The following is a 25,988-nucleotide window of genomic DNA, read 5'->3' as shown; positions in this document are numbered from 1 at the left end:
CGGCGCGACGGCGGCGACGGCCGCGGCAGGCGCATCGACGGCCTCGGTGGCGGAGCGGTCGTTCCGCTCCACCACGGCGTTCTGCGACCAGGAACGGATCAGCGACTGCAGGCGGGACAGAAGCAGATCGGACGCCCCGGAACCGGAAAGCACGTGGTCCAGCGCTTCCTTCTTGCGCGCGGCGGTCAGTCCGGCATGGTGGGTTTCAAGTTGTACCAGCAGTTCGCGCACCAGTGCGGGCCAATTCGCTTGGTCACCACCCGACTTGCCCAGAAGATCGGCAAGGGCGGTACCCAGGTTTTCCCAGCTGCCCTTGGTTATCGCCGTCTCCAGCTGCCGCGCGAACTTGAGCTGTTCGGCACCGGTACGCGGCAGGCTTGCCTGCAAGGCCTTCAACTCCCGCTCGGGAAAGGGGCTCCTTGCGGCAACTCCGGCTATCTCGCAGTACAGTGTGCGGTAATTGTCCGGGGTCGGCGGAATCTTCTTCGCGGCAAGTCCGCGCAGGGTTTCGCGAGCGATCTCAATTTCCGTCAATTTCGTGGGCTCGGCCATGATTTACCTTTGAGTCATCTATCCAACTTATCGTTGCAAGTTCTGTGCCGCCGCGATCGATGCGCCGCGTATCCCCGCAATGCCGTGGCATTGTATTCCCGCACCATGCATCACTGCCACTGGGTCTTCAGTGGCGCATAGACATGCAGGCGTGTGTGGCCCCGGTCGACGACATCGACCACGGCCTCAGGCTTTCGATCCGGGAACGGAAAGCTGTTGCTGACCAGCCGCGCGCCCGTCGTCATTTCATTGTCCGCCTTGATCGCCAGCCGCGGCATTGCCGCCGGAGAGAGGAAGGCGTACACGAGCGCATAGCCTTCCAGTGAATGATTCCAGAAGTCGCCCAGGCGGATTTCCAGGTTGCCTTTGCCGCGCGCCGACAGCCAGGCCCAGCACCAGGGAAGCGGCGCGTGTTCGATGCCGACGAAGCGGCAGTCGGGCCGCGCGCGCACCAGTTGGCGCAGTAGTGCTCCGTCTCCGCAGCCCAGGTCGAGCACGCGGCACGGGGTCGCCGGCAGCAGCTCCAGGACGGCATCGCCGCACTTCCGGTTGCTCAGGAAGAGCGGTACCTGGCTGCGATCGGTTCGCCAGAACACCAGCAGCAGCAGAACCAAACCGGCCGGCCACAACCACACGGGGAGATCCATTCCATGCACCAGGACCGCCGATGGCATGAAAATGGCATGGATCGGCAGGCGCCATGCGGGTTCGCCGAGCCGCCACGAGGCGAGCACCGCGCAAGCGCCCTGCAAGGCAGCCAAAGCCAGCGGTTGTCGTGACAGTTGCGGTATCAGGACCGCGGCAAGCAATCCGGCAAATACAACGCCGATAACTTGCGCGGCCAGCGCCGAGAGCATCGGGTTGCGCCCCGACGCGCCAGCGGGCGACAGGCGGATCCGCCCGGAGGGCGCCGGGGTCGAGGCCGTGGCTTCCCTACGCGCGCTGCGCATCAGGGCGCCCAGAGTTGCTCTACGTTCTTCAGGCCCCAGGCAGCGGCATCTTCGCGGCTGACGATCTTGTCCTTGACCCCCGGCCGCGACAGGTCGACGACTTCCGGCGGGATATGGGCTTGCGCGCGGATGGAGAAGAACACCTTGACCCGGGGCGCCAGCAAGGACGCTCCGGTCTGCTCGGTCACCACGCCCAGGCGCCCCGACGCCAACCGCACCAGCGACCCGATCGGGTAGATGCCGAGGCACTTGACGAAAGCCTGGAATACGCTCTCGTCGAAATGGCCATGGCACCATTCGGCCATCTTGCGGATCGACTCCGCCGGATCCCAGCCCGCCTTGTACGGCCGGTTCGACGTGATGGCGTCATAGACGTCGCATACCGCGCCCATTTTTGCGTAGAGACTGATCTCGTCTCCCTTGAGCCGCTTGGGGTAGCCGCTGCCGTCGACCTTTTCGTGATGGTGCAGCACGACGTCCAGCGGAATCCCACCAACCGCCCCCCCGCGACGAGGAGCCGGTGGCCGTCGGATGGATGGCGCTTGATCATGGCGAATTCTTCGTCCGTCAACTTGCCCGGCTTGTTGAGCACCTCAGTGGGCACCAGGGCTTTGCCAAGGTCGTGCAACAGGCCCGCCATCCCGAGTTCGCGGATCAGTCCCTGGTCCAGGCCCAGTTGCCGCGCCAGGGCCACCATCAGCGCGCATACGGCAACGGAATGCATGTAGGTGTAGTCGTCGGCAGTCTTGAGGCGCGCCAGGCTGATCAGGGCGCCGGGGTTGCGCATTACCGAACTGGATATCTCGTCCACCAGGGCGCCGGCGAATCCCGCGGATACCGCGTTGCCCATGCGCACTTCCTCGAACATCGACACCATGGCGTTCTTGCTGCGCGCGCAAATCTTCGCCGCACGCTGGACCTCCTCGGCCATCGGTATCGCCTTCGGCGTCGCCTCGGCCAGTTCTGCCTGCGCCAGCTGGCGCTCGATTTCAGCCTCGACCTCGGCTTCGGAAGCGGCCTCGGCAACCGTTTCGGCGACCGAAACATCGACCCCCTTTCCGGTATCGATCCACAGTTCGGTAACCCCGCTTTCGCGCAATCGGCGGAGATCCTCGGGATCTTGCAGTACAAAGCGCGTGCGCCAGAAGGGGTGGTCCATCCACGATCCGCAAAGTTCGTGGATATGCATACCAAGCCGCAGGTTCCTGACGGCAATTCGTTTCAACATGAAAAAGATCCTTGCACTGGTCGGCCCGCAATTCGCTCGCTTACCGGGACGGCTTCCCAGGGCGCGCGGGCTTGGCCGAATAGCGCAGCCTGCCGTCGGCCATCTCGAAGCTGCCAACCAATTCACCCGGTTCGGGCGGGGGCGTCTTGTATGTCTGGTAGCCGCAACTCGTCAACTCGACCACGTCCCAGCGCTTGCCGGCGTTGAGGATATAAAGACCGGGGCCGGGCCGATACACGTCAATCCGGAAGTGGTCCGTCGCACCATCCTGGAGGGCGAATCGGCGCTGGCATTGCGGCATGCCGGCGACAATCAGGGTCGACCGCCACGAACCGCCGGCGTGCGCCTGCTCGCGGATCACCGAAATCGATTGGTCGGCATTGCCTTCGCTGACGAATGCCGTCTGTGTATCACCGCAGGCACCAAGCAACATGATCGACAGCAGTAACGCGAACTTCTTCACTTCGTCCCGACTCCGCATGGTAGGAAAACCCGGGGCAATGTTGCGGATGATCGCATCCGCCGCACCCCGCCCTGCCACCGTGGCGACAGGCCAATAGCCACCCTGACGTGACGATGACCGTCCGCCGGAAGCGACAGTTAGGCAAGCGATTATCCTCCATTGGAGAATGTCGTGGTCGGCCGCGAACGATTCGCGGGGGCGACACGACTAATCCGGGATCGGCGCCCCGGCATCGCCTCATGCTCGCGCAGACCGACGCTTGCAACCCAAGCGCCATCCAGAAAATGCTAGAGTTGCAGCCAGAGCCTGACGCCCGTATGCCGCCACTGGATTTTCAGGCGGCATGCCCCGCGGACTCCCGCGTGTTGCCTCCCTCACCAACCAAGCCCATCGTACGGACACTACCGAGTGAACTGGAACTTCATGCAAGGGTGGTCACTCAAGGTTCGAGTGATCTTGTTCACCCAGGCGATTTTCCTGATCGGCGTCTGGTCGCTGACTCTTTTCGGCGGCCGCACCTTGCGCGAGGACATGGAAAAGCTGCTCGGCGACCAGCAGTTTTCGACCGTGTCGCTGGTCGCCAGCGAAATCGACCATGAACTCTCGATCCGCTTGAATCTGCTGCGGGACGAAGCCAGGGCCGCGGCCCCGCACCTGACCGAAGGGACGGAAGCGCTAAACGGATTCCTCGCCCGCCATTCCGGTCTGAAAAACATGTTCACCGGCGGCACCGTGGTCTATCGACAGGACGGTACTGCCGTTGCCGAATTCCCGGTAGAAACTGGACGGGTCGGCGTCAACTACATGGATGTCGAGGCGGTGGCCGCCGCGCTGAGGCATGGGCGGACCACGATCAGCGATCCGGTCCTCGGCAAGAAGCTCCAGTCACCGGTGTTCGGAATTTCCGTGCCCATCCATGGATCCAGAGGGGAAGTGACGGGTGCCCTGACGGGCGTGATCAACCTGGGGCTGCCGAACTTCCTGGACCGGCTGGTGCAGAACCGCCAGGGCCGGACCGGTGGCTACCTGCTGCTATCGCCAGGAAAGCGGATGATTGTTACCGCGACCGACAAGTCTCGCATCATGGAAAAACTGCCGGCCGCCGGCGCGATTCCGGCGATAGACAAGTTCATGGCCGGACATGATGGGTCGGCGCGTTTCGTCAATCCGGTGGGCGTGGAAGTGCTGGCTTCGGCCAAGTCGATCCCGAGCTCGGGTTGGTACCTCGCCGCGATGCTGCCGACGGAGGAAGCTTTCGCCCCGATTCGCGCCATGGAACAACGCATGCTGATCGCGGCTATCTTCCTCACCCTCCTTGCGGGCGGCTTGATGTGGTGGCTGCTCAGGCGCCAACTGACCCCCCTGAGCGATGCCGCGCGCACCCTGGGCGCCATGTCCGAGTCGGCGACCCCGCTTGCGCCGCTGGCGATCTCTCGGCACGACGAAATCGGCGACCTGATCGGCGGCTTCAACCGCCTGCTGGGCATCGTCGGCCAGCGCGAAGAGGAATTGCGGGAGAGCAAACGCCTGCTCACCGAATCGCAAGGCATCGCCGGGCTGGGCAGCTACGCAATCGACGCCGACACCACGCGGTGGACGAGTTCGCCCGTCTTCGACGAGATCTTCGGCATCGACGAAGGCTACGATAGATCCATCGACGGCTGGGCGGCGCTGATTCATCCGGAAGACCGCCTGATGGTGATCGACCACATCAAGGACGATGTGCTGGCAGAGGGCAAGCCCTTCGACAAGGCCTTTCGCATCGTTCGCCAGGTCGATCAAAGCGAGCGCTGGGTGCGCGGCTTCGGCGGGCTGGAATACGATGCCGACGGACGCGCCCTGCGCCTGCGCGGCATGGTCAAGGACTTCACCGACAGCCGCCGGACCGAACTGGCCTTGCAGGAATCCAGCCACCTGAATCGCCAGATCATCGCCGGCGCCCAGGAGGGTATCGTCGTCTTTGGTCCCGATCTGCGCTTCAAGGTATGGAATCCCTTCATGGAACAGCTCAGCGGCCGCGCCGCGGCGGACGTGATCGGCCGCCTGCCCGTTGAGGTATTTCCCTTTTTCGCCGAGGTCGGTGTCGTGCCGCGACTGGAACGCGCGCTCCGGGGCGAAATGCCCAATCGGATCGAGTATCAGTTCGACACGGGGAAGAGTGGCCGCCGCGGATGGGCCTCGGACCTGACGTCGCCGCTGCGCGACTCCGAAGGCACCGTGATCGGGGTTCTCGTCATCGTGCGCGACATCACCGAGCTCAAGCGCGCCGAGCTCGAGATGCGCGAACTGAACGACAGGCTCGAGGCCCGCGTCGCGGAACGCACCGTCGAACTGGCGGGAGCGATGCAGGCGGCGGCCGCGGCGAACATGGCCAAGAGTGTGTTCCTCGCCAACATGAGCCACGAGATCCGCACGCCGATGAACGCCATCATCGGTCTCACCCACATCCTGCGCCGCGCGAATCCTACCCCCGAGCAGATGGAAAAGCTGGGCAAGATCGACACCAGCGCCAACCATCTGCTGGCCGTGATCAATGACATCCTGGACATTTCCAAGATCGAGGCCGGCAAGCTGACACTGGAACATGCGGACTTCCCGCTGTCGTCGGTGCTCGACCAGGTGCGCTCGCTGACTGCGGACCGTGCGCGTCGCAAGGGCCTGGAGATCAGGATCGACGCCGAAGGGGTTCCGGTCTGGCTGCGTGGCGATCCGACGCGGCTGCGCCAGGCGCTGCTCAACTACGCCGGCAATGCCATCAAGTTCACCGAGCGTGGCAGCGTCACGCTGCGCGCCCGCCTGCTCGAGGATGCCGGCGACGAACTGCTGCTGCGCTTCGAAGTCGAGGACACGGGGATTGGAATCGCTCCGGAGAAAATGGCGAACCTGTTCCACGCGTTCGAACAAGGCGATGCCTCGACAACCCGCAAGCACGGCGGCACGGGGCTCGGCCTGGTCATCACCCGAAGGCTGACCGATTTGATGGGAGGAGAAGTCGGCGCTGACAGCACGGCGGGAGTGGGCAGCACCTTCTGGTTCACCGCGCGCCTGCAGCGCGGACGCGGCATCATGCCGGCAACCAGCATCCCCCCGGTCGAGAACATCGAGGCGGAGCTCCGCCAGCGGCATGGCGGCGCGCGCCTGCTGCTGGCCGAGGACAATGCGATCAATCGCGAAGTGGCGATGGAACTGCTGCACGGCGCCGGCCTCGCGGTCGATGTCGCCGTCGATGGCCTGGAGGCCGTGGAAAAATTCCGCAGCGCCCCCTATGCACTGGTACTGATGGACATGCAGATGCCGCGCATGGATGGCCTCGAGGCCACACGACTGATCCGCTCCCTGCCCGATCGAACCGCGACGCCCATCCTGGCGATGACCGCCAACGCCTTCGAGGAAGATCGCCGCGCCTGCGCGGAAGCCGGCATGGACGACTTCGTGCCGAAACCGGTGAATCCCGACGACCTCTATGCTGCCCTGCTTAAATGGCTGCCCAAGACCACGAATGCAGTGCAGGCGACGGGCGCGCCGTCGAACCCGCCATCATCCAACACACAGACCGGGGCGACAGTTGCGGCCGATGATCCGGCATGGCGTCAACAGCTCGCGCAAGTTGGCGGACTGGATGTCGCACACGGCCTGGCCCTGGTTCGCGGCAACGCCGCCAAGCACGCGAAGATGCTGCGGCTGTTTGCGGAAACCCATGCCGACGATATTCCGCAACTGCGCGCTGCGCTGGCCGGCGGCGACCTGCCAGTGATGCAGCGGCTTGCTCATACGCTGAAGGGAGCGGCCGGCACCATCGGTGCCCGCCCGGTGGCCACGGCGGCCGCGGCACTGCACCAGGCGCTGCGCGAACAGGCTGACGGGGCTACGATCGAATCCTGTTGCAACACGCTGATCGACGCGATGGCTACCCTGGTCGATGACCTGCGCCACGCGCTGCGCGATACGGGCTAGCGGGACTCCTTGACCAGGCGCCCGTTGCCCGGCTGAACCGGGCGCGCGTTGCTGCGGAAGACGCGGGCGAATATCGCGACCTGCTCCGCCGCGACCTGAACCGGCTGCTTCAGCACCATCCAGAGCACGCCTTCGGTGCACGGCGGCGTCGTCAATGATCCCATGTAGGTCCAGTAGGCTCGGTTTTCCGGGAGCAACACGTTGAGGTCGATGGCCGCTTCGGGCGCGACCTCGAGGTCAGGCTCCAGCGGCAGGTTGTCCCAGAGGGTCTGGATCAGCGGGTGCTCCGCGCCTTTTTCCAGAAGCACCGCGACCACCGCGATCTGTCCGTCGTCACTCCGATGCACCAGATGCACGGACATGTCATAGGTGCGACCGTTGACGCGCTCTTCCGCGGGGCGGCGGAACTCCAGGTGCGACAATTCGAAACGCTTGCCCATCACCCGCAGGCCAAGGCCAGCCCCGACTCCAACCCGGACCGCATGGCCGGTATCCACGATGCGAAACTGCGTGCGCGCGTATTCGAACTTGATTGGCTCCAGATTGACCCGGATTCCGTCGCGGATGTCGATCGGTGACTGGCGCTTGCCGGTAGCGCAGGCGGCGTAGTCGGCGCGAAGCCTGCCCCAGTTCGCCGGGCCGCCGTCGCCCTCGTATGACCACGGGATGTCGCGCAGCATCACGGGTTTTTGCGATTCGACCGAAGCGGACGGCCCGGCGGCTGCCTTCTTGCGCGTGTCCCGCGGCGGCCCGGAATTGGCGTAGTGCAGTTCGCGCCTGCGCTTGTCGGCGGGACTCTCGGTCGCAACGGTTGTCTGCGCGGTTGGAGTGGCCATCTTGCCCGCCGGTACCGGCGTGACGCCCGTTGCCGCGGGCGGCGACGCGGACCGTTGTCCGGCGGCCGCCGCCGCCTGGGCCGCCGCCGCCTTGTCGATCGGCGGCAGGACGATCAGTTTGGGCTTTTCGGCCGGAACCACCGGAGAGGTATCTGCCACCGGCGTCAACTTCCGCTCTGAAGTATCCGACGCAAGGGTTCGCATGTCCGCGTGTATCGCCGCCGGACGCACACCTGCCGTCGACTCCGCTGCCGCCTTGTCCGCCACGGATGGAAGGGCGAGTTTGCCCGTCGCAACGGCACGACAGGCAACGTTGAACAAGGTTTCATCGATGCTGCCGACGGCCACCGTATTGGCGCGCTGCCGTGCCACCTCTTCCTCGCGAACGGGGGTATCGCCATTGAAATAAGCGCGGCGCTGGGTTGTGAACCGTCGCGACTTGCAGTCGTAAAGATTGAGCGCGTGGATGGCGTCATAGCTTCCGCCCGGATCCTTTACCGCGCGGTCGAGCACGATGCGGCTCCACGCCGTTGCGCCACCGACCGCAGGCACGATGCTCGCCCGGTCGATTTCGATGGTCTCGCTGCGGCCGGAAACGACGCCCTGCCATTGACCAGCGAGAGCAGACCCCTGGCAGGCGCCGGCAAGCGCCAGCAGACCCAAGAACGACCGCATGCACGGTGCAGACATGATTTCCCTCAATGTCATCGACAGTCCGGGCCGCGCCGGCAGGATTCTATCGGCGGCTACCGGCGCGTGGCCTGGCAAACGCACCCCGGCAACCCCGAACGGAAACGACTCATCCGGCGCCGACGTGCTCGCGGCCTTTCTGAACTGGGTAACGGCACCACGCGGTCAAGCTTTAACGGTCCGTTCGTCGGTGCCATGCCGAACTGTCAGCCAAAATCGACGAGCGCGGAAAATCAGACCTGGATGTTCATGATGTCGTGATAGGCCGTCACCAGCCGGTTGCGCACCTGGACCATCTGCTGGAACGAAAGGCTGGCCTTTTGCAGGTTGATCATCACGTCCTGCAGATTGACGTCGCTCTGGCCGCTGGAAAAATCCTCGGCCATCTTGCGCGCGTCGGCCTGGGCGGCGCTGACATCGTCGATCGTGCTTTTCAGCACCTGCGCGAAATCCGGACCGCCCGTCGGCACCGACGTGCCCGAACTCTTGCCGCCGGTCAGCGCCGACGCGGCTCGCAGCTCGGAAAGCATCTGGTCCAGTTGTCGTGTATCGATCGTCATGGTCTTTGATCCGCAGGGTATTCTTCAGCAGGCGATCAGCAATCTTCGTGCCAAATCCGGACATAGCTCACTCGTCCTCGCTGCCGCTGAAAAATCCCTCGCTGCGGTACTGGGTGAGCTTGTAACGCAGGGTACGTTCGGAGATGCCGAGGATGGCCACGGCCTTGCGCCGCGAACCGCCGACGCTGGCCAGCACCTCGAGGATATGCTGCCGTTCGAGGTCTTTCATGTTGGTGGGAGCGGCCACGCCAGCAATGCCGTCAGCAGGAGTCGGCGCTGGCGGTACGGCAGCCACGGCAGTTTCCGCGGCAACCGGCGCGGATGCCGGATGCAGCGGCGGAGTCTCGCCCAAGGGCAGCGCCGCCGCCTCGATCACCTTGCCCGATTCCATGATCAGGGCGCGTTGCACGACGTTTTCCAGCTCGCGCACATTGCCCGGCCAGGTATGGGCGCCTAGCCGCACCTCCGCGGAAGCGGCAAAAACTGCCGCCCGACCGGCAGCAGCGGCCATTTTTGCCAGGGTCAGGCGTGCCAGCGGCACGATGTCGCCGGGACGCTCCCGCAACGCAGGTATCTCCAGCGGAAAGACGTTGAGGCGGTAGAACAGGTCTTCCCGAAACCGTCCGGCGCGGACTTCGGCCGCCATGTCCCGGTTGGAAGTCGCGAGAATCCGGATGTCGAGCGGCACCGGCTTCTTGCCCCCCACCCGCTCGACTTCGCGTTCCTGCAACACGCGCAGCAGCTTGGCCTGCAGGCCCAGCGGCATTTCGGATATTTCGTCGAGCAGCAACGTGCCGCCGTTGGCCTGCTCGAATTTCCCCGCCTGCGCCGACTGGGCGCCGGTAAATGCGCCTTTTTCATAGCCGAACAGCGTGGCTTCCAGCAGGTTGTCCGGAATCGCCGCGCAATTGATCGCGACGAAGGGGCCTTTCGCCCGCACCGACTGCTCATGGATGTAGCGCGCAAAGACTTCCTTGCCGACCCCGGATTCGCCGGTCAGCAGTACCGTGGCATCGGTCCGCGCCACGCGCGCGGCGAGCAGCAGCGTCGCTCGCGTCCTGGCGTCGACGGCGACCACCCCCGCCGCCGGTGCCGGGGGCGTCGCATAGCGGGCGATCTGCTCGATCAGGGCTTTCGGCTCGAACGGCTTGAGCATGAAGTCGCAAGCGCCACCGCGCATCGCGGCGACCGCCTTGTCGACATCGCCGAAGGCGGTCATCAGCAGCACCGGCAGGCCGGGATGGCGGCTGCGAATCTCGCCGAGCAGGACCAGGCCGTCCATCGGACTCATGCGCAGGTCGGAGACGACCATGTTGAAGGTCTGTTGCCGCAAGGCCTCGAGTGCCGCCGGTCCCCCGTCGACGCCGGTGACCTCGTGGCCGGCGGATTCGAGCGTGAGTTGCAACGCGTCACGCAGCGCGTCGTCGTCTTCGACGACGAGGATGCTCAATTTCTCGGACATGGCAGGCTGACAATGAATTCGGCCCCGGAACCGGGGCTGGAGCGGACATCGATACTGCCGCCGTGGGCGCGGACCACGCCGCGGGCAATGGCGAGGCCAAGGCCGGTGCCCTCGCCGCGCGTGGTGAAGAAAGGCTCGAACAGGCGACTGACGGTCGCGCTGTCCATGCCGCGACCATTGTCCTGCACGACGAATAGCAGGGCTCCCTCGGCGCATGTCGCGGAAAGATCGATGCGTGCGGCATCGATCCCTTCTACGGCCTGCAGGGCATTCTCCAAGAGGCTGGTCAGGGCACTGACCAGGGACTTGCGGGTGCCGGTGAGCTGGCCACCGCCGCTGCGGTCGGCGACCACGAACCGAGCGCCACTGCGCTGCACCAGCGGCTCGACGTTCTGCGTCAACTCCGCCAGCAACTCGGCCACGGGAATGCGTTCGCGACCGAGCGCTTCGCCCCGCGCAAACAGCAGCATGTCCTGGATCAGGCGCTCGATGTGTTTCAGCCGGCCAACGGTCTTCTGCGCGATGGCGGCGCTGGTGGCCGCCGGCAGGTCGGTGTTCTCCAGGTTTCCCGCGTAGAGCAGCGCCGCAGCTAGCGGCGTGCGCAACTGATGGGCCAGTTGCGCGGCCATTTCACCCATCGCGGCGAGCCGCTGGTTGCGCTCGGCCTGGATTTTCAACTGATGCGCTTCGGTGATGTCGTGCAGCAGCACGATGCGCCCCCCGGACGAAGCCAGCGGGGTCACATCGACCGCCAGGTGACGGGTAGCGCAGAGGAATTCCCCCGGCGTATCGCCCGGCATCAGCGACTTGCCGTAAATTGCCGCCCAATTCGCGCCGACTTTAGCCTCATCGAGGAAATCGCTGGCTGCGGAATTGAGCTGGACCACGCTGCCCGCGTCATCGAGTACCACTACCCCAGCCGGCAGCGCATCGAGCAGCAGGCTCAATCTTTCGGTCAGGGCCGCCTTTTCCTGGTACTGCTGGCGCAAGGCGCCGTTGGCCGCCGCCAGTTCCTCCGTAAGCCTGACCATTTGCCCCTGCAGTTCGCTATAGGCGCCGCTAAGCTCCTCGGAAGCTCGGCTGAAAATGCGGAACGCCTCGGTCAGGCGCAAGGCTTCGCCCGGCGCAACCTGCGCGGACGATGCCGGAGCTGCGGAAGACTGGGCAGGAACGGGAGGGTGGGACATGTGTTCCGATAATGGCAGAATCGGTGCCCGCAAACAAGGAAACGGGTAGCCGATATACCGGCAAAAATCGCTGCTTCTTTCCGGAATCAGGCTTGCCGGGGCGCTCCATACTCTGCACGCGGGCGGAATTTCCCCGAAATCAACACTGTAAACAGGACTCCACCGGGAAAAAATGGCAGACACCGCAATGGCTGGGACATCGTTTCCGATCTCGCTGGAGGCATTCGGTCGCCTCGGCGTCGGCCAGAAGATGCTGACCATGGCCAGCATCGCGCTGATAGTCGCGGTGCTGGTCGGCGGAATCCTTTGGGCCAAGGAGCCGTCCTACGCGGTGCTGTTCACCATTCCCGACGAGAAGGACGGCGGCCAGGTTATTGCCGCCCTGCAACAGCAGAACATCCCATATCGCTTCAGCGATGGTGGCCATACCATCCTGGTACCGCAGGGCGTGGTGCACGACACGCGCCTCAAGCTCGCCGCGCAGGGTTTGCCCAAGGGCGGCCTGGTCGGCTTCGAGCTGCTGGAGAACCAGAAGATGGGCATCAGCCAGTTCGCCGAGCAGGTGAATTTCCAGCGCGGGCTGGAGGGCGAACTGGCCCGTTCGATCCAGTCGCTGGCGGTCGTCAAGGGTGCCCGGGTGCATCTGGCCATCCCCAAGCAGACCGCTTTCCTGCGCGACGACCAGAAGGTGTCGGCTTCGGTGCTGGTCAGCCTCGCGCCCGGACGCCGGCTCGAGTCGGCACAGGTCGCCGGCATCGTCAATCTGGTCGCTTCGAGCGTGCCGCAGTTGAGCCCCGCCAGCGTCAGCGTGGTCGACCAGGATGGCAACCTCGTTTCCCAGCAGCGGGATCCGTTGCGCGATGCCGGTCTGGATGCGTCGCAGATACGCTTCGTGCGCGACATCGAATCAAGCTATGTCAAACGCATCGAAGCCATCCTGGCACCGATATACGGCGCGACCAATGTTCGCGCCCAGGTGGCGGCCGATGTCGACTTTTCGCAAACCGACCAAGTCGCGGAGACCTATCGCCCCAACCCTCCGCCGGGCACTGCCATTCGCAGCCAGCTAACCCAGGAAACGGGAAGCGGCTCGCCCGCCGCCGCAGCGGGAATACCGGGCGCGCTGAGCAACCAGCCGCCGGCACCGGCCACGGCCCCGATTGCCGCCGCCGGTTCGCCTCCGGCCAGCGCGCTGGGCACGGCGGCTCAGGCAGCGCAGAACTTCAGCAAGAATTCCACGATCAACTACGAGGTCGACAAGACGGTCCGCCACACCAAGGGCGTTCCCGGCAGCATCCGGCGGCTATCGGTGGCGGTGGTCGTCAACTTCCGCGCGGAAGCGCCCAAGACCGGCGCTGCGGCGGCCACCAAGCCGCAACCGCAGCCGCTCGGCGAAGCTGACCTGAAGCTGATCAACGACCTGGCTCGGGAAGCGATGGGGTTCAACAAGGAACGCGGCGACACCCTCAACGTCGCCAACGCGCCATTCACCGTCATCGAAAAGGAGATCGTCCCGGAACCGCCGATCTGGGAGAACGCGAAACTGATCTCGATGGTGCTTGACGGCGCGCGCTACCTCCTGGTCTTCGGCCTCGTCTTCTGGCTCTGGACGCGCGCGATCAAGCCGCTGCTGCAGCAGTTCGCCGAAGCGGCGGAACGCGCGTCCGCCCAACAGGCCGCGATCCATGCCCATGACGCGGCGGGCGTCACGCAGCAGACCTATGAAACCAAGCTCGCCGCGGCGCGCGAATTGGCCAAACAGGATCCCAAGGCCGTCGCCGCCATGATCAAGGACTGGGTAGGCCACGGTGGCAACTGAAAGCGAAGGCATCGAGAAGGGCGCCATCCTGCTGCTGTCGCTCGGCAAGGACGAAGCGGCCGAGGTCCTGAAAAACCTGGGGCCCAAGGAAGTGCAGAAACTCGGTCATGCGATGGCGGGCCTGAAGCAGGTGGCCCGCGAACGCGTCGAATCCGTGATCGACGAATTCACCGAGCAGACCTCCAAGGGCAGCCCGGTATCGGTCGACAGCGAAACCATCAAGGCCATGCTGACCAAGGCGCTCGGCGATGACCGCGCCGCCTCGCTCATCAGTCGCATTATGTCCGGCAACGACACTGCTGGCATCGAGGGCCTGAAATGGATGGATGCCGCCAGCGTGGCCGACCTGATCCGCAACGAGCATCCGCAGATCATAGCCACCATTCTGGTCCACCTCGAATTCGACCATGCAGGCGACATCCTCAAGCAATTCACCGATCGCCTGCGCAACGACGTTTTGCTGCGCATCGCGACGCTGGACGGCGTGCAGCCGACCGCTCTGCGCGAACTGAACGGAGCGCTGACGCGAATCCTCTCCAACGCGTCGGGGAATATAAAAAAGACCGCCATGGGCGGCATCAGGCACGCGGCCGAAATCCTCAACTTCGTTGGCCAGACCAACGAAACGGCGATCATCGACAATGTCAGGGAATACGATCCCGACCTGGCACAGAAGATCCTCGACGAAATGTTCATCTTCGAAAACCTGCTCGATATCGACGATCGGGGCATCCAGTTGCTGCTGCGCGAAGTGCAATCCGATGCCCTGATCATCGCGCTGAAGGGCGCCTCGCCGGAACTGCGCGAAAAAGTATTCAAGAACATGTCGCAGCGCGCCGCGGAAATGCTGCGCGAGGACCTCGAATCGAAAGGCCCTGTGCGCCTTTCGGAAGTGGAAAACGAGCAAAAGGAAATCCTCAAGGTCGCCCGCCGTCTCGCGGAGGAAGGGCAGCTCCAACTCGGCGGCGCCGGCGAGGGCGACGCCTTCGTTTGACGCCCCCCGCCGCCGGGACTATTCAGGGCAGCCGGATGGACGGCGACAGCGGCGGCGCAGGAGGAACGGGGGGGCTGGGCGAAACCGTGGATCGTGGCGAACCCGGCGCAGCAAGGGATGGGGTGACGCCGAACACCGCCATCCACAACTCGTTTGCCCCCGCATAGGGAACCACGGGCGGCTCCGGCGGCAGCACGACCTGATACTGGTTGGCCCATGCCGCCGAAATCGCATAGGCCGTGCGCCAGTTGGCAAGGACCTGGGCGAGGATTTGCTCGCTGGTCGGAACCTGCAAGCCGCATACCTTGGACGTTTCGACGGCATCGAGATCCAGCGCGCGATTCAGGTCGTTGAGTTCCTCGAGGATCTCGCAGCCATCCCTGACATCCATCCTGGCCATGCCAGATAGCACCCCCGCGCCCACATAGGGCACGGCGGCGCCACCCGCTGCGGCGATGTGGCGCGACACGCGGCTGAACGTCCGCCGCGCCAGGTTCCTTGAAAATCCCTTGCCGGCGACCGCCACGAGACGCAATTTCTGGCGCAGTTGATCGTTGCTTGCCCTCAACTCCCGATTGGATTTCTCGAGTTGCAGGAACCGATCCTCCAGTTGCCCGATCTCGCGTTCCAGTTCAGCACCCTTTTCACTGCCAGCCGGCGGCGGCACGCCGCCGCCCGTCGAGGCTGCCGACGGGGCGACCATTTCCGGCGAAGCTTCGGCCCGCACCTGCTGGCCCAAAAGAAAGATGCCGATGGCCAATGCACACCGGCAAAGCCAGCCGATCGATTGGGGAAACCTGGTGGAACTTGACCGGCGATCCGCACCAGCGCGACCCAAAACCCGGGGAATCATCCCGGCATCGCCACGTTCCTGATCACTGGATTCCGGCATCGCTGGGATTGCGCAACATTTCCTTGAGCATGTCACTCATTGGAATCCGCAGATTGACCTTGTTCGGCGGAATCGGCGACATGAACCATTTCTCGTAAAGCCGTCCCAGTTCGCCGCTGCCCATCATCGCGATCAACGCGTCGTCGACCAGCTTCTTGAAATCCGGATCGCCCATCCGCAATCCGATTGCATACGGCTCGAGGCCGACGTTGCCTTCAAGCAGCTTAAGCCCGTCGCCGTCGGGAGATGTCGCCATCAGCCAAAGGAGGATCGACTCATCCAGCGCAAAGGCATCCACCTGCCTCGACACCACCATGGTAAAGGCGTCCGCATGCTTCGACGTGGTCCTGATGCGCGCCGTCGGCAGTTTGCGGACTGCCAGCGCCGATCTGACCGCACGCTCGGTCGCGATGCCCGAACTGGTCACCACCACTTTGCCGCCAAGATCAACGATACCCCCAATTCCGGAATCCCGGCGCACCATCACCTTGACCCCGGAGACGAAGGTCGTGACGCTGAACGCCATCCGCTGCTGGCGAATCTTCGTATTGGTGGTGGAACCGCACTCGAGATCGACGCTGCCCGTCATCAACATCAGGACGCGGGAGAAACCGGTCACCGGCACCCGCACCACCTTCAGGTCAGGCATTCCGAGCTTGGCGCGGACGGCATCGACGACGCGATCGCACAGCTCCGTCGAATAGCCCACCACCTCGTCCCCAACCATGTAGGAAAAGGGGATCGACGCTTCGCGATGGCCGACGTAGATCGTGCCGTTTTCCCGGATCCGGTCGAGCGTGGGCGTGGTGACACCCTGCGCCTGCACGACCGGCAACGCGGCAGCAAGTGCGAGCAGGACAGGGAACAGCCGCCAGCAGGCAAAGGGTTTCATGTGTCGCCCTTCTTCCGGGCCGTGGCGGCGGGTCGCGTCGTCTCCCGCGCGATCAGCCACTGGCCGCCGACCTTGACCCACTTGAGTTCCTTGAGCGTGACATCGCTGTAATTGTCGGAACTGTAATGCTGTTCGAATTCCGCTAGCAGCATGTCGTTGCCGACCTCTTTCAGTTTCAGGTTCCTGACTTCAACCTGGATCCGTTTCGCCGCCGCCAGCCGCTGCTCGCGCTGCTGCGCCCAGCTTGCGCGGCTTGAACCGTCGGCGGGCTCGAAGGACAGCGCGTAGAAGCCCGCATAGAGGGCGAAGGACTTGGAAGACCAGGCGGCCGCCCAGGCCACGACGCGCTCCTGCACGTTGCCCGGCGTTTGCGGACTTGCCGGCCGCGCGGCCGGCGGCGTCGGCAAGGGCGGCGGTGTCTGGTCGGGCACGGGCTTGACCGCGTCGAGCTGTGCCAGTGCGCGCGCCGTCAGGGCTTCGATATCGACCAGATAGCCCTTGGGGGCGGCGGGCGGACAGATATCCGATTCGACAATCGGCGCCAGTTCGCCAGAGTCCGGCGCCTCCTGCTCATCGATCCGCTTCAAGCCGAGAAACTCCAGCAAACGACCGATGCCGGCCTGGGTGCGCAAGTAGGCCAGATCGATGTCGACATCGGCATTGACGGCGGTGCGGCGCGCAGTGAGCAGTTCGTTTTCGGTATCCAGCAAGTCGAGCAGCGAGCGCTGGCCGATGTTGAACTGGGCCTTGTAGGCGTCCCGGGTCTTTTCGATCGCGGTAACCTGATGATCAATGCTAGAGCGCTGGGCCTGTAGTCGATGCACTTCGTTGTAGGCGATTGACAAGGTCTGGCGGATGTCGCGGCAGGCCTTGTCGCGCAGGTCCAGGGCCTGGTTCTTGCGTTCGGCATAGGTCGTCAGCCGCGCAGTGTCCGCGCCTCCCTTGAACAAGTTGTAGCTGAAAACCAGCTCCGCGACTTTCTGCTGGCGCAGGCCCATCACGCCGTCAACATTGTCGGCTCGATCACTGCGCAGCCGCAGGTCGAGCCGGGGGTGAAAGGCACTGCGTTGCAGTTCGAGTTCGTGCTGCGTCGCCTCGACGTTTTCCACCGCAGCGCGCAGCGTCGGATTCCGCTTGAATGCCTGCCGCAGGGCCTCCTCTTCGCTGGCGGGATAGTCCTTTTCCAGGCGCGCCAGGCCGAACATTACGGGCGGTGGCCGCTCGCCGACCAGGCGCAAGTAGCGCGCCGTGACATCGTGCAGGTTGGCCGCCTCGGTGTTCAGGTTCAGTTCGGCCAGTGCCAGGCGGCCGGCGGCATGCTCCACGTCGACCCGCCGCCCCGCCCCGGATTGGGCCCGGCGCAGCAACAACTCGTAGCTGGAACGGTGCTCGACGTAATTGCCTTCGGCCAGCAACATCAGCTGCCGATAGCGAATGACGTCGTAATAAGCTCGCCCCGCCTCCAGCGCGGCAACCTCGGCGGCATCGAGCAGTTCGAAATAGCGCGTCAGGCGCGCCTTGCCCTGGCGCTTGACGTCAATCACCGTGGCAAACCCGTCGTACAGCATCTGGTTGAGCGTCAGCGTGTGGCCGTTGCGGTTGTAGTCGCGGTCGGCGGCCCCGGGCTGTTTCAGTTCTTCCTTGCTGGTACCGTAGGTGTAATCGATGCGCGGGAAGAAGGCCGCTCGCGCCACATCGACGTCACCGCCCGCCGCCTTGAAGGCATGCCATTTCGCCAGCACTTCGGGGTTGGTCAGCACCACCTTCTGCGCCACGTCCTTCAGCGTCAGATGCGGGTTTGCGAGTGCCATGCCACCTCGCAGGCACAACACCATGGTTCCCGACAAGATCAGGCGCGATATTTTCATCCCGCTATTCGTTTTCCGTTGAGATCGTAACTGTTTGAATATTGTAGCTTTTTGAATGCCGCCTCGAATCGGCGAATTATAAATGCAAATCGCGTCGATTACCCCCTGCAGCCGTCCCGCAGATGATTGCACAGGCGCCGGATCGCTGCTCGTTGCCAACAGCCGACCCCGCGCCGTGTCACGGGGGGAAACCGGCCCAAAGCCGGATTCAGGGGGCCGGATGCGGTAGCATTTGCTCGCGTGACCGCAGCCGAGCCCCCCTCCTGAGGATCCCCGTGATGAGCCCCCCCCCGCAACTGGAGCAGTTCAGCGCCAGCTACGATGCCGCGCAAGACCGCCTGCTGCTCCGCATCCGCAGCAGCGACGACGCCGAATTCCGCTTCTGGGTCACCCGCCGCTATCTCGCGCTGCTATGGCCGCTGCTGATGAAAATGGCCGACGAGTTCAGCGCATGCAAGGCTACCGATCCGGCAACGCGCAGCACGCTGGCCGAGTTGGCCCACGGCGAAGCGGTGAAGAAGGCCGATTTTGGCAGCGCCTACCGCGACGGATCACTGTATCCGCTCGGTGAAGATCCGGTCCTGCTCGGGCGCGTCACCATCAAGCCGCTGCGAGGCAATACGCAGACCCTGACCCTGCTGCCGCAGGAAGGCCAGGGCATCAATCTCGACCTGGACGAAAGGCTGGTACATGTGTTGGCCCGCCTGCTGCAACAGGCCGCCGTCGCGGCCGAATGGGCGCTCAGCCTGGACATCAGCCCCGGCGCCGGCGCCGCCCCCGTACCGCTCCACGCCGGCGGGCCGCGCCTGCTGCACTGACGCGTCGGCCGGCGCGGCAAAAGCCCCGCAATCGCCGTATCGCCAGCGCCGACATTTCAGACCCCGCGCAATTGCCGGCGCGCGATATTCCAGGAACATGGCCTGCACTCAGTCGGTGGTCAGTTTGCCCTTGTTCAGCAGGTCCTGGATGATCTGTTGATCGGTGGCATTGGCGCCGACCGCCGCGTAGAGATCCGAGTTCGCCAGGACCACGGTCTGATCCTCGGCACCGGTGACGTAGCCGTTGACGAACCCTCCGGTTGAACTGATATGGACCTTGGTATCCGCACCGCTCTTCTCGAAATGCAGGAAATTCGTGAGGTTGCCGGTTCCCACATCATGGTTCTCGGCCGAAAGTAGATCGCGCAGGTCGAGTACGTCGCCGCCGGAAGCGGCGGCGACGGTACTGAAGTCGGTAACGTGGTCCACAGAGGGTGCCCCCGGACTACCCCTGTCCGCAAGCGACCATTCGAAGGTGTCCGACAACAAGCCGCCCGTCAGCGTATCGTTGCCCGCGCCGCCGCCCAGGGTATCCCTGCCGTCGCCGCCGACCAGGCTGTCATTGCCGTCGCCTCCTTCCAGCCGGTCGGCGCCACTGCCGCCGTCCAGCGTATCGGCGCCGGCATCGCCGCGCAAAATATCGTCGCCGGTTCCGCCCAGCAGGCTGTCGTTGCCGTCACCGCCGGAAAGGACGTCGTTGTCCGCCCCGCCGTCGATCGTGTCGGCGCCGAGACCGCCCTGGATGATGTCGTGGCCGGCCAGGCCACTCAGGCTGTCGTTGCCGTCGAGGCCGCTGATGGCATCGTTGGCGCCGGAACCAGTGATCGTATCGTCGCCGCTGCCACCGGCATAGGCGTTAGTGGTCACGTTCAGCGTAAGCGTTGCCTGCGAAGAATCGCCATCGGTATCGGTCAGCGTGTATTGGATGATTTCCGGGGCGATCGGCGCCTTGGCGCTGTCGATCAGGACATTCTCGTATCTGACGTTGCGAATATTTACCGTCGTTCCGTCATCTGCCAGCGCGGTCACCCTGCCAACGCTGCTGAACTGGGTCGGCATTACGATCCAGCCGTTGCCGGCCACGGTGTACTGGCCCAGTTCGTGCCCGTCGATATGGTAGAAGGTATAAGTGACCGCGTCATTGGCGCCGCCATTGACGATTTCGAACTGGAGCTTCTGCACGCCATTGGGATGATTTGCAGCGCTGAAACTCATCACCAGGGTTTCAAGGTTGGAAATGCCGCCGCTGACCGCGGTGCCTACCGATGTGCCGCTGGCGTTGTAGCGGACGCCATTGTCTGCCGGGTCAGTGTAGGTAGCGCTGGTGACCCGAATGCGCGAGGTCGTCGCCTGGATGTCGACACGGCCGACATTGCTGTACCCTGTGAGCGACAAGGTCGCGGAAGCTGCAACCGCAGTTGGTCCGCCGATGATCGCCCCGCTGGTATTACGCACCGTATAGACAAGGTTACCCGCGGTGCCGACGTCGATAGCGAACGAGGGGTCACTAACCCCAAGCGGATAGTTGGCGACATCGAAGCTGACTCGGAGAATCTCGTTCGTGTCGAGGCGAGTGTTACTGGCATCGCCGGCGGAATCAAGCCCGACGCCAGTAGCCTGGTAGGCCAGCACTGCTTCGGCGTAGCTGCCGCCCTCGGTGCCGATGCCCGTCAGGGTGATGTTGGACGGCGCGCCAGTGAAACTGGTGGTAATCGGAACGTACGCAATCGCGTTGGTACTGGTCCGGCCTTCGAGCGTCATGTCGGCCGCTGCGGGCGCGCTGGTCAGACTGATGGTCGAGAACCCAGCGGGGTTTTCAACCGGCAGGTCCGCGGTCGGTGGCGTGTACTTGTAGTAGCCATTCTCGCTGAAGACCAGGCTGCTGCCGTTGCTGGCATGAGTCCAGGTCAAGGTGCCACCGCTGACGGCGTAGCTGCCGCCCGAACTGGTGCCTGCGCTGTCCGCGGCCAGGCTGTAGGTGTTGCCCTTGAAAACAATGGATGTGATCTGGGCATTGTCCATCGGATTGTCGACCCCGGAAGCCTGCGGCGTGAAGGCCGTAAGCTGGGCGCCCAAAGCAACGCCACCGTCGGTGCCGACGCCTGTGATGACATTGCCTTCGAGGAATTGCTGCAGCGCGGACAGAGTGTCCGAGTCGTCGTTGGCCACCGGCTTGCCATCGACGATGTTGACGGTCTGCGAGGCAGAGACCGAATCGCCATCGCGGTCCACTGCCGTGAAATTCATGGTGAAACTGTCGCCATCGTTAGCCACCCCGGCCGTGAAATAGGTGTAGTCGCCGGTGTCGAAATCGATGACCAGTGTGCCGTAGCGGAAGCCATTGCCACTATTGAGCGTCAGCAGGTTGCCGGTAATCGGCGAAGTCAGCCCGGGAACAGTTCCGGTCCAACTGATCTGGTTGCTTGTGTCGTTGTAATTGAAGCTGACGGCCACATCGGCATTGCTGGGGTTGCCGTCTGTATCCAGCAACATCGCCATCTGCTGGATATGGCCAAGGTCGCCACCAAAGCTCACGCGCTGTGCGCCGCTGGCGCCGACCACATTGCCGCCATAAGCTGCGGGCACGGTCGCCAGCAGGGTGTCTTCCAGCTTCGAGACATCGGCCACGATCACCGCCGAATCCTTGACGCCGTCGCCCAGGGCATCGACATTGTGGATCTGGTTGAGGTGCGTCACGTTGGTGATGCCGGAACCGACGCCGATGCCGAAGGATTTGATTTCCGGATGCAGGGTCAGATAGGTGGCATAACCCGACGAGGTCACCGGGGCCGTCGTGTTGCCGTCAGTGGGATCTCCGTCGGAAAGGAAATAGATGCTGTTGGAAACCGCAGCGCTGGGCGAGGCACCCATGGCGGTCTGAGCCTTGATCAGGGCGTCCTCATAGTCGGTGGCGCCACTGGCCGTCAAGCCATTGACTGCCGCAATCGCCGCTTCCTTGCTGGCATAGGCCGCACCCCCGTTCATCAGCGTCGCGGCGGCGTTGAAACTGACCAGCTTTACGGAGACACTTGCCGCCTGGCTGTAGTACTCCTCGATTACGGAGACTACCGCCGCCTTCATCACGGCAAGTCGCGTCGACAGCGTTACCGTGCCGTCGGCCGCGGCCTGCTGCACGTCATCGTTCATGCTGCCCGACACGTCGAGCACGAAGACCAGGCTGAAGGAAGGCAACACCTGCTCGGGAACTTCGACGACCTGCGCGGTGGCAATCGGGTAGTCGTCCTGCACTGTGACCCGGATCGTCGCGTTGGCGGCATTGCCGACGTAGTTGAAGGTTTCCGTGACGGCCGTGCCGCCGGGGCCGTTATCGGCGGGATGGTCGAGTGTGTAGGTGTAGTTGCCGGTCGTCTTGTCCACCACCAGGGTGCCGATCTGGCTCTTCACCGTGATGATGTTGCCTGCGGTCGTATTGCTGACCGTATTGATGTCGCCGGTGAAGCCGGTGTTGGCGCTGCTCAGCGTCACACTGGTGACACTGGTGTTGCCGGTGTCGTTGGTGAACAGGTTTCCGGAAATGGTTGCCGTACCTTGGCCGCCGACCAAGGCGGATTCCTGCACCGTGCCAAGGTCATCGCTGGTCCCGAAGACGCCGATGTTGACGGTGCCGGACACAGCCGTGCCTTCGTCGTCGGTGACGGTATAGGTAAAGCTTTGCGGGCCGGGACCTGCCGGCGGTGTATACAGGTAGTAGTCGCCGTTGGCATCGGTCTGCAGCGCGCCCAGCGTACCGCCGGTGAGCGCGCCGCCGATGGCACTAAGGACCGCGTGGTCGGTCAGCGTGTCGTTTGCCAGTATGTCGGCCACGTAGATCTTGATCGGAATACCCTGGTTCGTGCTGTAGGAATCGGCGGCCGTGACAGGAACACCATCGCTGATGTGATCGACGGTGATCGTCGCCGTTGCCGCGGCGGAAAGCGCGCCGAGGTTGTCCGATGCCTGATAGTCGAAGCTGACCGGATTGGCCCCGATCGGGCCGCTGTTCCAGTCGGGCAGCGGCTTGAAGTAGAGCGTCAGGGAATTGCCCGATGCCGCCAGCAAGGTGCCGGTCGGCGCCAGTTGCGTCATCCCGGCATCGAGATACAGCAGGCCATTGGCGGGGAGCGTCGACAGGACGAAATGAGTCACCGAGCCACCTGCATCGGGGTCGCTGCCCAGCAGCATGACCGGAATCAACGTGTCCTCGTCGCCGTTTATCGTTACCGTATTCGCCATCGGGGCGTTGTTCACCACCGGCGTTACGGTGGTGACGGCCGTATTGCTGTTGCTGGTGCCGTCATTGACGGTGACTGTGACGGTCCGCGCCGCCAGGCTGCCAGACGTGCTGTCGAAGCTGATGGCGCGGATCGCCGTCTGGTAGTCCGTGAGGAAGGCGCTGCCGCTGAGTGTCAGGACACCGGTCATCGAGTCATAGCCGCTGGCGGTGATGCCGGACGGCAGAAAGCCGGTGACGGAAAGGAAGTCTCCGGCTTGCGGATTTGTCAGGGTGATGGTGGCGCTGGCGATGTTCACGCTATCGGGATCGGTCACGCTGGTATCCACGTCGCCGATCGATACGGCGGCCAGCGTGGTCACGCTGAAGTTTGTTGCGTAGCCGGTTCCCGGAGCGCCGCTGCTGTCGTTGGCATCAAGATCGATGGCCGGCGGGCTGGCGACGTCGATAACCGTCACCGTGGTGGTGGCGACGTTGGACAGTACCGCGCCATCGCTGACAGAGATATCGATGGTTCGCGGCGTTGTGTCGGGCGTGCCCGTGCTGTTGGAAAAGCGGATGGCCTGGATGGCGAGCTCGTATTGGTCCGGGGTGGCGGTTCCGGACAGCGCCACCGTGTTGCCGGTGATGACCGCCGTGATGCCGGCGGGCAGGCTGCCAGCAATGGTGAACACGTCCCCGGCCTTGGGATTGGTCAGGGTGACAGTAGCGCCGGCGACCGTGCCGTCGGCATCGGTGATGACCGTCGAGTTCAAGCCCGGGTTGGTCACAGGCACCCCACCGCCACCGTCGGTATAGGCAACGGCATAGTTGTTGCCGCCCACAGTTCCGTCCAGATCGAGGGTCGGCGCGCGATTGATGCCGATCGTGCCGGTCGCGACATTGCTGGTGTTGGTGCCGTCGGTGACGGTCACGGTGATGCCACGGTCGACCAGGGATGAACCGGAGGTGGAGAAGGCGATGGCGCGGATCGCCGCCTGGTAGTTTGCCAGAGTGGTGGTGCCGCTAAGCGTCATCACGCCAGTTGTGCTGTTGTAAGCGCTGGCCGTTATGCCTCCGGGCAGGGTTCCGGCAGTCAGCAGGTCATTGATCCCGTCCTTGTTGGTGGCGATGGTGATGGTGGCGCCGGTCAGGTTGGCACTGTCGCTGTCGGTGATGCGGACATCGGTGTCGCCGATCGCGATCGCGGGACGACCCAGGGTGTAGGTTCCACGATACGCCGTCCCCGTTGCGCCGCTGCTGTCGTTGCCGTCAAGATCGAGAACCGGCGCATTGCCGGCGCCAAGAATGCTAATTGCGGCAGTAGCCGTGTTGCTGGCGGCCGTACCGTCGTTCACTACAACGGTGATATTTCGGGTCGTCGTGCTTGCTGTGTTTGTCGTGTCGAAATTGATCGCCCGGATGGCAGCCTGATAACTTGCCTGACTGGCCAATCCACTCAAGGTCACCACGTTACCGGCGATGGTCGCGGTAATGCCGACCGGCATGGTACCCGCGACGAAAAAGTCGCCAGCCTGCAGGTTGGTCAGGGTGATCGTCGCGCTCGTGATTGTGCTGTCCGGATCCGTAACTCGGATATCGATATCCGCGATCGCCACCGGATTGCCATTGTCGATATTGAAGACCGTGCCGAATCCCGTGCCGGCGCCACTGGCGTCGAGATCAAGTGCCGGCGCGTCATTGACTCCCGCGACGGTCACGGTGCTTGCGACATTGAGCGCAATGGTGTCCACGCCACCACCCGCCGTTCCGCCGCTGTCCTGCAATTGTGTCAGCGTGAACACGCGGTTGCCGGCCGTCGGGTTGTCCGTATTGGTGTTCTGGTAAGTAATGCCATCGACCAGCGTGTTGAAATTCGCTGTCGATACTCCTGCTGCCTTGGTCAGCACTACCGTCGCGCTGCCACCGACTATCGTGACCGTATAGTTCATGCCGTTGGTCGCAGTAGTACCCGAGGAATCGCCGCCCAAGGTGATGAGGGTGCCATCGACCACGATACGTTCATTGACGCCATCCACCAGGCCACCCACCGTGAAGGTGAGCCCCGCGATGCCCTGCCCGCTTTCGAAGCTACCCACCGCGGCGCCGCTGAAAACGGCGACCGGCACCGCCTGCGTGCCCGATCCGACCGCTTCGGTAAAGCTCGGATTGGCTGCCGTCACAGTCAGGGTCGGCGCGTCGTTCACCGCGCCGACGTTGAAGCTCACCGTCGCCGTGCTGACGTCGCCGTCGGCGTCGGTGATGCTGTAGCTGAAGCTGTCGGCGCCGTTGAAGTTGGCGTTCGGGGTGTAGGTGAAGGTGCCGTCGTTGTTGACCACCACGGTGCCGTTGGTGGCCGCCGTGGCCAGGCTCCAGAGGTTGCCGCCGTCGCCCGAGGGCGTGTCGTTGCCGGCCAGCGTGCCGCTGAAGGGCGTGTCCTCGGTGATGCCCAGCGGGCTGTCATTGACCGCCAGCGGCAGGTCGTCGACGCTGCCGACGTTGAAGCTCACCGTCGCCGTGCTGACGTCGCCGTCGGCGTCGCCTTCCATCCGACTTTCAATAATTTGATCCTGCGGTCCGCCATCCAGCGCCCCAAATCGATACCCCAGAGGA

General features: G+C 64.0%; 15 protein-coding genes and 3 pseudogenes. 4 read left to right on the top strand and 14 right to left on the bottom strand.

Features of this window, described 5'->3' with window-relative positions:
- The 6 genes and pseudogenes from J0M27_RS07195 to J0M27_RS07180 all read right to left on the bottom strand — a co-directional run.
- Positions 1-552, bottom strand: a pseudogene (locus J0M27_RS07195) (GGDEF domain-containing protein); the annotation flags it as partial.
- A 110-nt stretch (positions 553-662) separates the two neighbouring features.
- Positions 663-1,502, bottom strand: coding sequence for a class I SAM-dependent methyltransferase (locus J0M27_RS07190; protein WP_294989155.1), 840 nt, complete (start codon positions 1,500-1,502; stop codon positions 663-665).
- A complete protein-coding gene (locus J0M27_RS21340; protein WP_365962337.1) occupies positions 1,502-1,693 on the bottom strand; it encodes a hypothetical protein in 192 nt (63 codons plus the stop codon). The genes J0M27_RS07190 and J0M27_RS21340 overlap by 1 nt, the downstream gene beginning before the upstream one ends.
- A gap of 135 nt (positions 1,694-1,828) precedes the next feature.
- Positions 1,829-1,975: pseudogene (locus J0M27_RS21335) on the bottom strand (HD domain-containing phosphohydrolase); the annotation flags it as partial.
- Between the two features lie 95 nt (positions 1,976-2,070).
- A pseudogene (locus J0M27_RS21330) lies at positions 2,071-2,691 on the bottom strand (DUF3391 domain-containing protein); the annotation flags it as partial.
- A gap of 79 nt (positions 2,692-2,770) precedes the next feature.
- Positions 2,771-3,193 (bottom strand): hypothetical protein, encoded by a 423-nt coding sequence (locus tag J0M27_RS07180; RefSeq protein ID WP_294989152.1) that lies wholly within the window; start codon positions 3,191-3,193, stop codon positions 2,771-2,773.
- A 408-nt stretch (positions 3,194-3,601) separates the two neighbouring features.
- Here J0M27_RS07180 and J0M27_RS07175 point away from each other — a divergent pair, with 408 nt between their 5' ends.
- Positions 3,602-7,147, top strand: a complete 3,546-nt coding sequence (locus tag J0M27_RS07175) for an ATP-binding protein (protein ID WP_294989150.1) — start codon at positions 3,602-3,604, stop codon at positions 7,145-7,147.
- Here J0M27_RS07175 and J0M27_RS07170 read toward each other — a convergent pair.
- The 4 genes from J0M27_RS07170 to J0M27_RS07155 form a co-directional block, all read right to left on the bottom strand.
- The gene (locus J0M27_RS07170; RefSeq protein WP_294989147.1) at positions 7,144-8,658 is read right to left on the bottom strand and encodes a carbonic anhydrase family protein; all 1,515 of its coding nucleotides are present in this window, start codon (positions 8,656-8,658) and stop codon (positions 7,144-7,146) included. The genes J0M27_RS07175 and J0M27_RS07170 overlap by 4 nt on opposite strands.
- 248 nt (positions 8,659-8,906) lie before the next feature.
- A complete protein-coding gene (fliE, locus tag J0M27_RS07165) occupies positions 8,907-9,233 on the bottom strand; it encodes a flagellar hook-basal body complex protein FliE (RefSeq protein WP_294989145.1) in 327 nt (108 codons plus the stop codon).
- Positions 9,234-9,300: 67 nt separating this feature from the next.
- Positions 9,301-10,695 (bottom strand): sigma-54 dependent transcriptional regulator, encoded by a 1,395-nt coding sequence (locus J0M27_RS07160; protein ID WP_294989142.1) that lies wholly within the window; start codon positions 10,693-10,695, stop codon positions 9,301-9,303.
- Positions 10,680-11,882: a PAS domain-containing sensor histidine kinase gene (locus J0M27_RS07155; protein WP_294989139.1), complete on the bottom strand. Its 1,203-nt coding sequence runs from the start codon at positions 11,880-11,882 to the stop codon at positions 10,680-10,682. Before J0M27_RS07155 ends, J0M27_RS07160 begins: the two co-directional genes overlap by 16 nt.
- A 172-nt stretch (positions 11,883-12,054) precedes the next feature.
- On the opposite strand from J0M27_RS07155, the gene fliF reads away from it, so the two are divergent.
- The gene (fliF, locus tag J0M27_RS07150; protein ID WP_294989137.1) at positions 12,055-13,701 is read left to right on the top strand and encodes a flagellar basal-body MS-ring/collar protein FliF; all 1,647 of its coding nucleotides are present in this window, start codon (positions 12,055-12,057) and stop codon (positions 13,699-13,701) included.
- Positions 13,691-14,695, top strand: a complete 1,005-nt coding sequence (fliG, locus tag J0M27_RS07145) for a flagellar motor switch protein FliG (protein WP_294989134.1) — start codon at positions 13,691-13,693, stop codon at positions 14,693-14,695. Before fliF ends, fliG begins: the two co-directional genes overlap by 11 nt.
- 22 nt (positions 14,696-14,717) lie before the next feature.
- Here the strand turns inward: fliG and J0M27_RS07140 are convergent, their stop codons facing one another.
- The 3 genes from J0M27_RS07140 to J0M27_RS07130 form a co-directional block, all read right to left on the bottom strand.
- Positions 14,718-15,398: a hypothetical protein gene (locus tag J0M27_RS07140; protein ID WP_294989132.1), complete on the bottom strand. Its 681-nt coding sequence runs from the start codon at positions 15,396-15,398 to the stop codon at positions 14,718-14,720.
- Positions 15,399-15,570: 172 nt separating this feature from the next.
- A complete protein-coding gene (locus J0M27_RS07135) occupies positions 15,571-16,479 on the bottom strand; it encodes an amino acid ABC transporter substrate-binding protein (protein WP_294989129.1) in 909 nt (302 codons plus the stop codon).
- A complete protein-coding gene (locus J0M27_RS07130; RefSeq protein ID WP_294989126.1) occupies positions 16,476-18,290 on the bottom strand; it encodes a TolC family outer membrane protein in 1,815 nt (604 codons plus the stop codon). Before J0M27_RS07130 ends, J0M27_RS07135 begins: the two co-directional genes overlap by 4 nt.
- Before the next feature lie 335 nt (positions 18,291-18,625).
- Here J0M27_RS07130 and J0M27_RS07125 point away from each other — a divergent pair, with 335 nt between their 5' ends.
- The gene (locus tag J0M27_RS07125) at positions 18,626-19,165 is read left to right on the top strand and encodes a hypothetical protein (protein ID WP_294989124.1); all 540 of its coding nucleotides are present in this window, start codon (positions 18,626-18,628) and stop codon (positions 19,163-19,165) included.
- A gap of 108 nt (positions 19,166-19,273) precedes the next feature.
- Here the strand turns inward: J0M27_RS07125 and J0M27_RS07120 are convergent, their stop codons facing one another.
- Positions 19,274-25,924, bottom strand: coding sequence for an Ig-like domain-containing protein (locus tag J0M27_RS07120; protein WP_294989122.1), 6,651 nt, complete (start codon positions 25,922-25,924; stop codon positions 19,274-19,276).
- Positions 25,925-25,988: the final 64 nt, after the last annotated feature.

It is taken from the genome of Sulfuritalea sp., assembly GCF_017302275.1.
Taxonomy (GTDB): Bacteria; Pseudomonadota; Gammaproteobacteria; order Burkholderiales; family Rhodocyclaceae; genus Sulfuritalea.
This window is presented reverse-complemented; position numbering and strand designations above follow the sequence as displayed.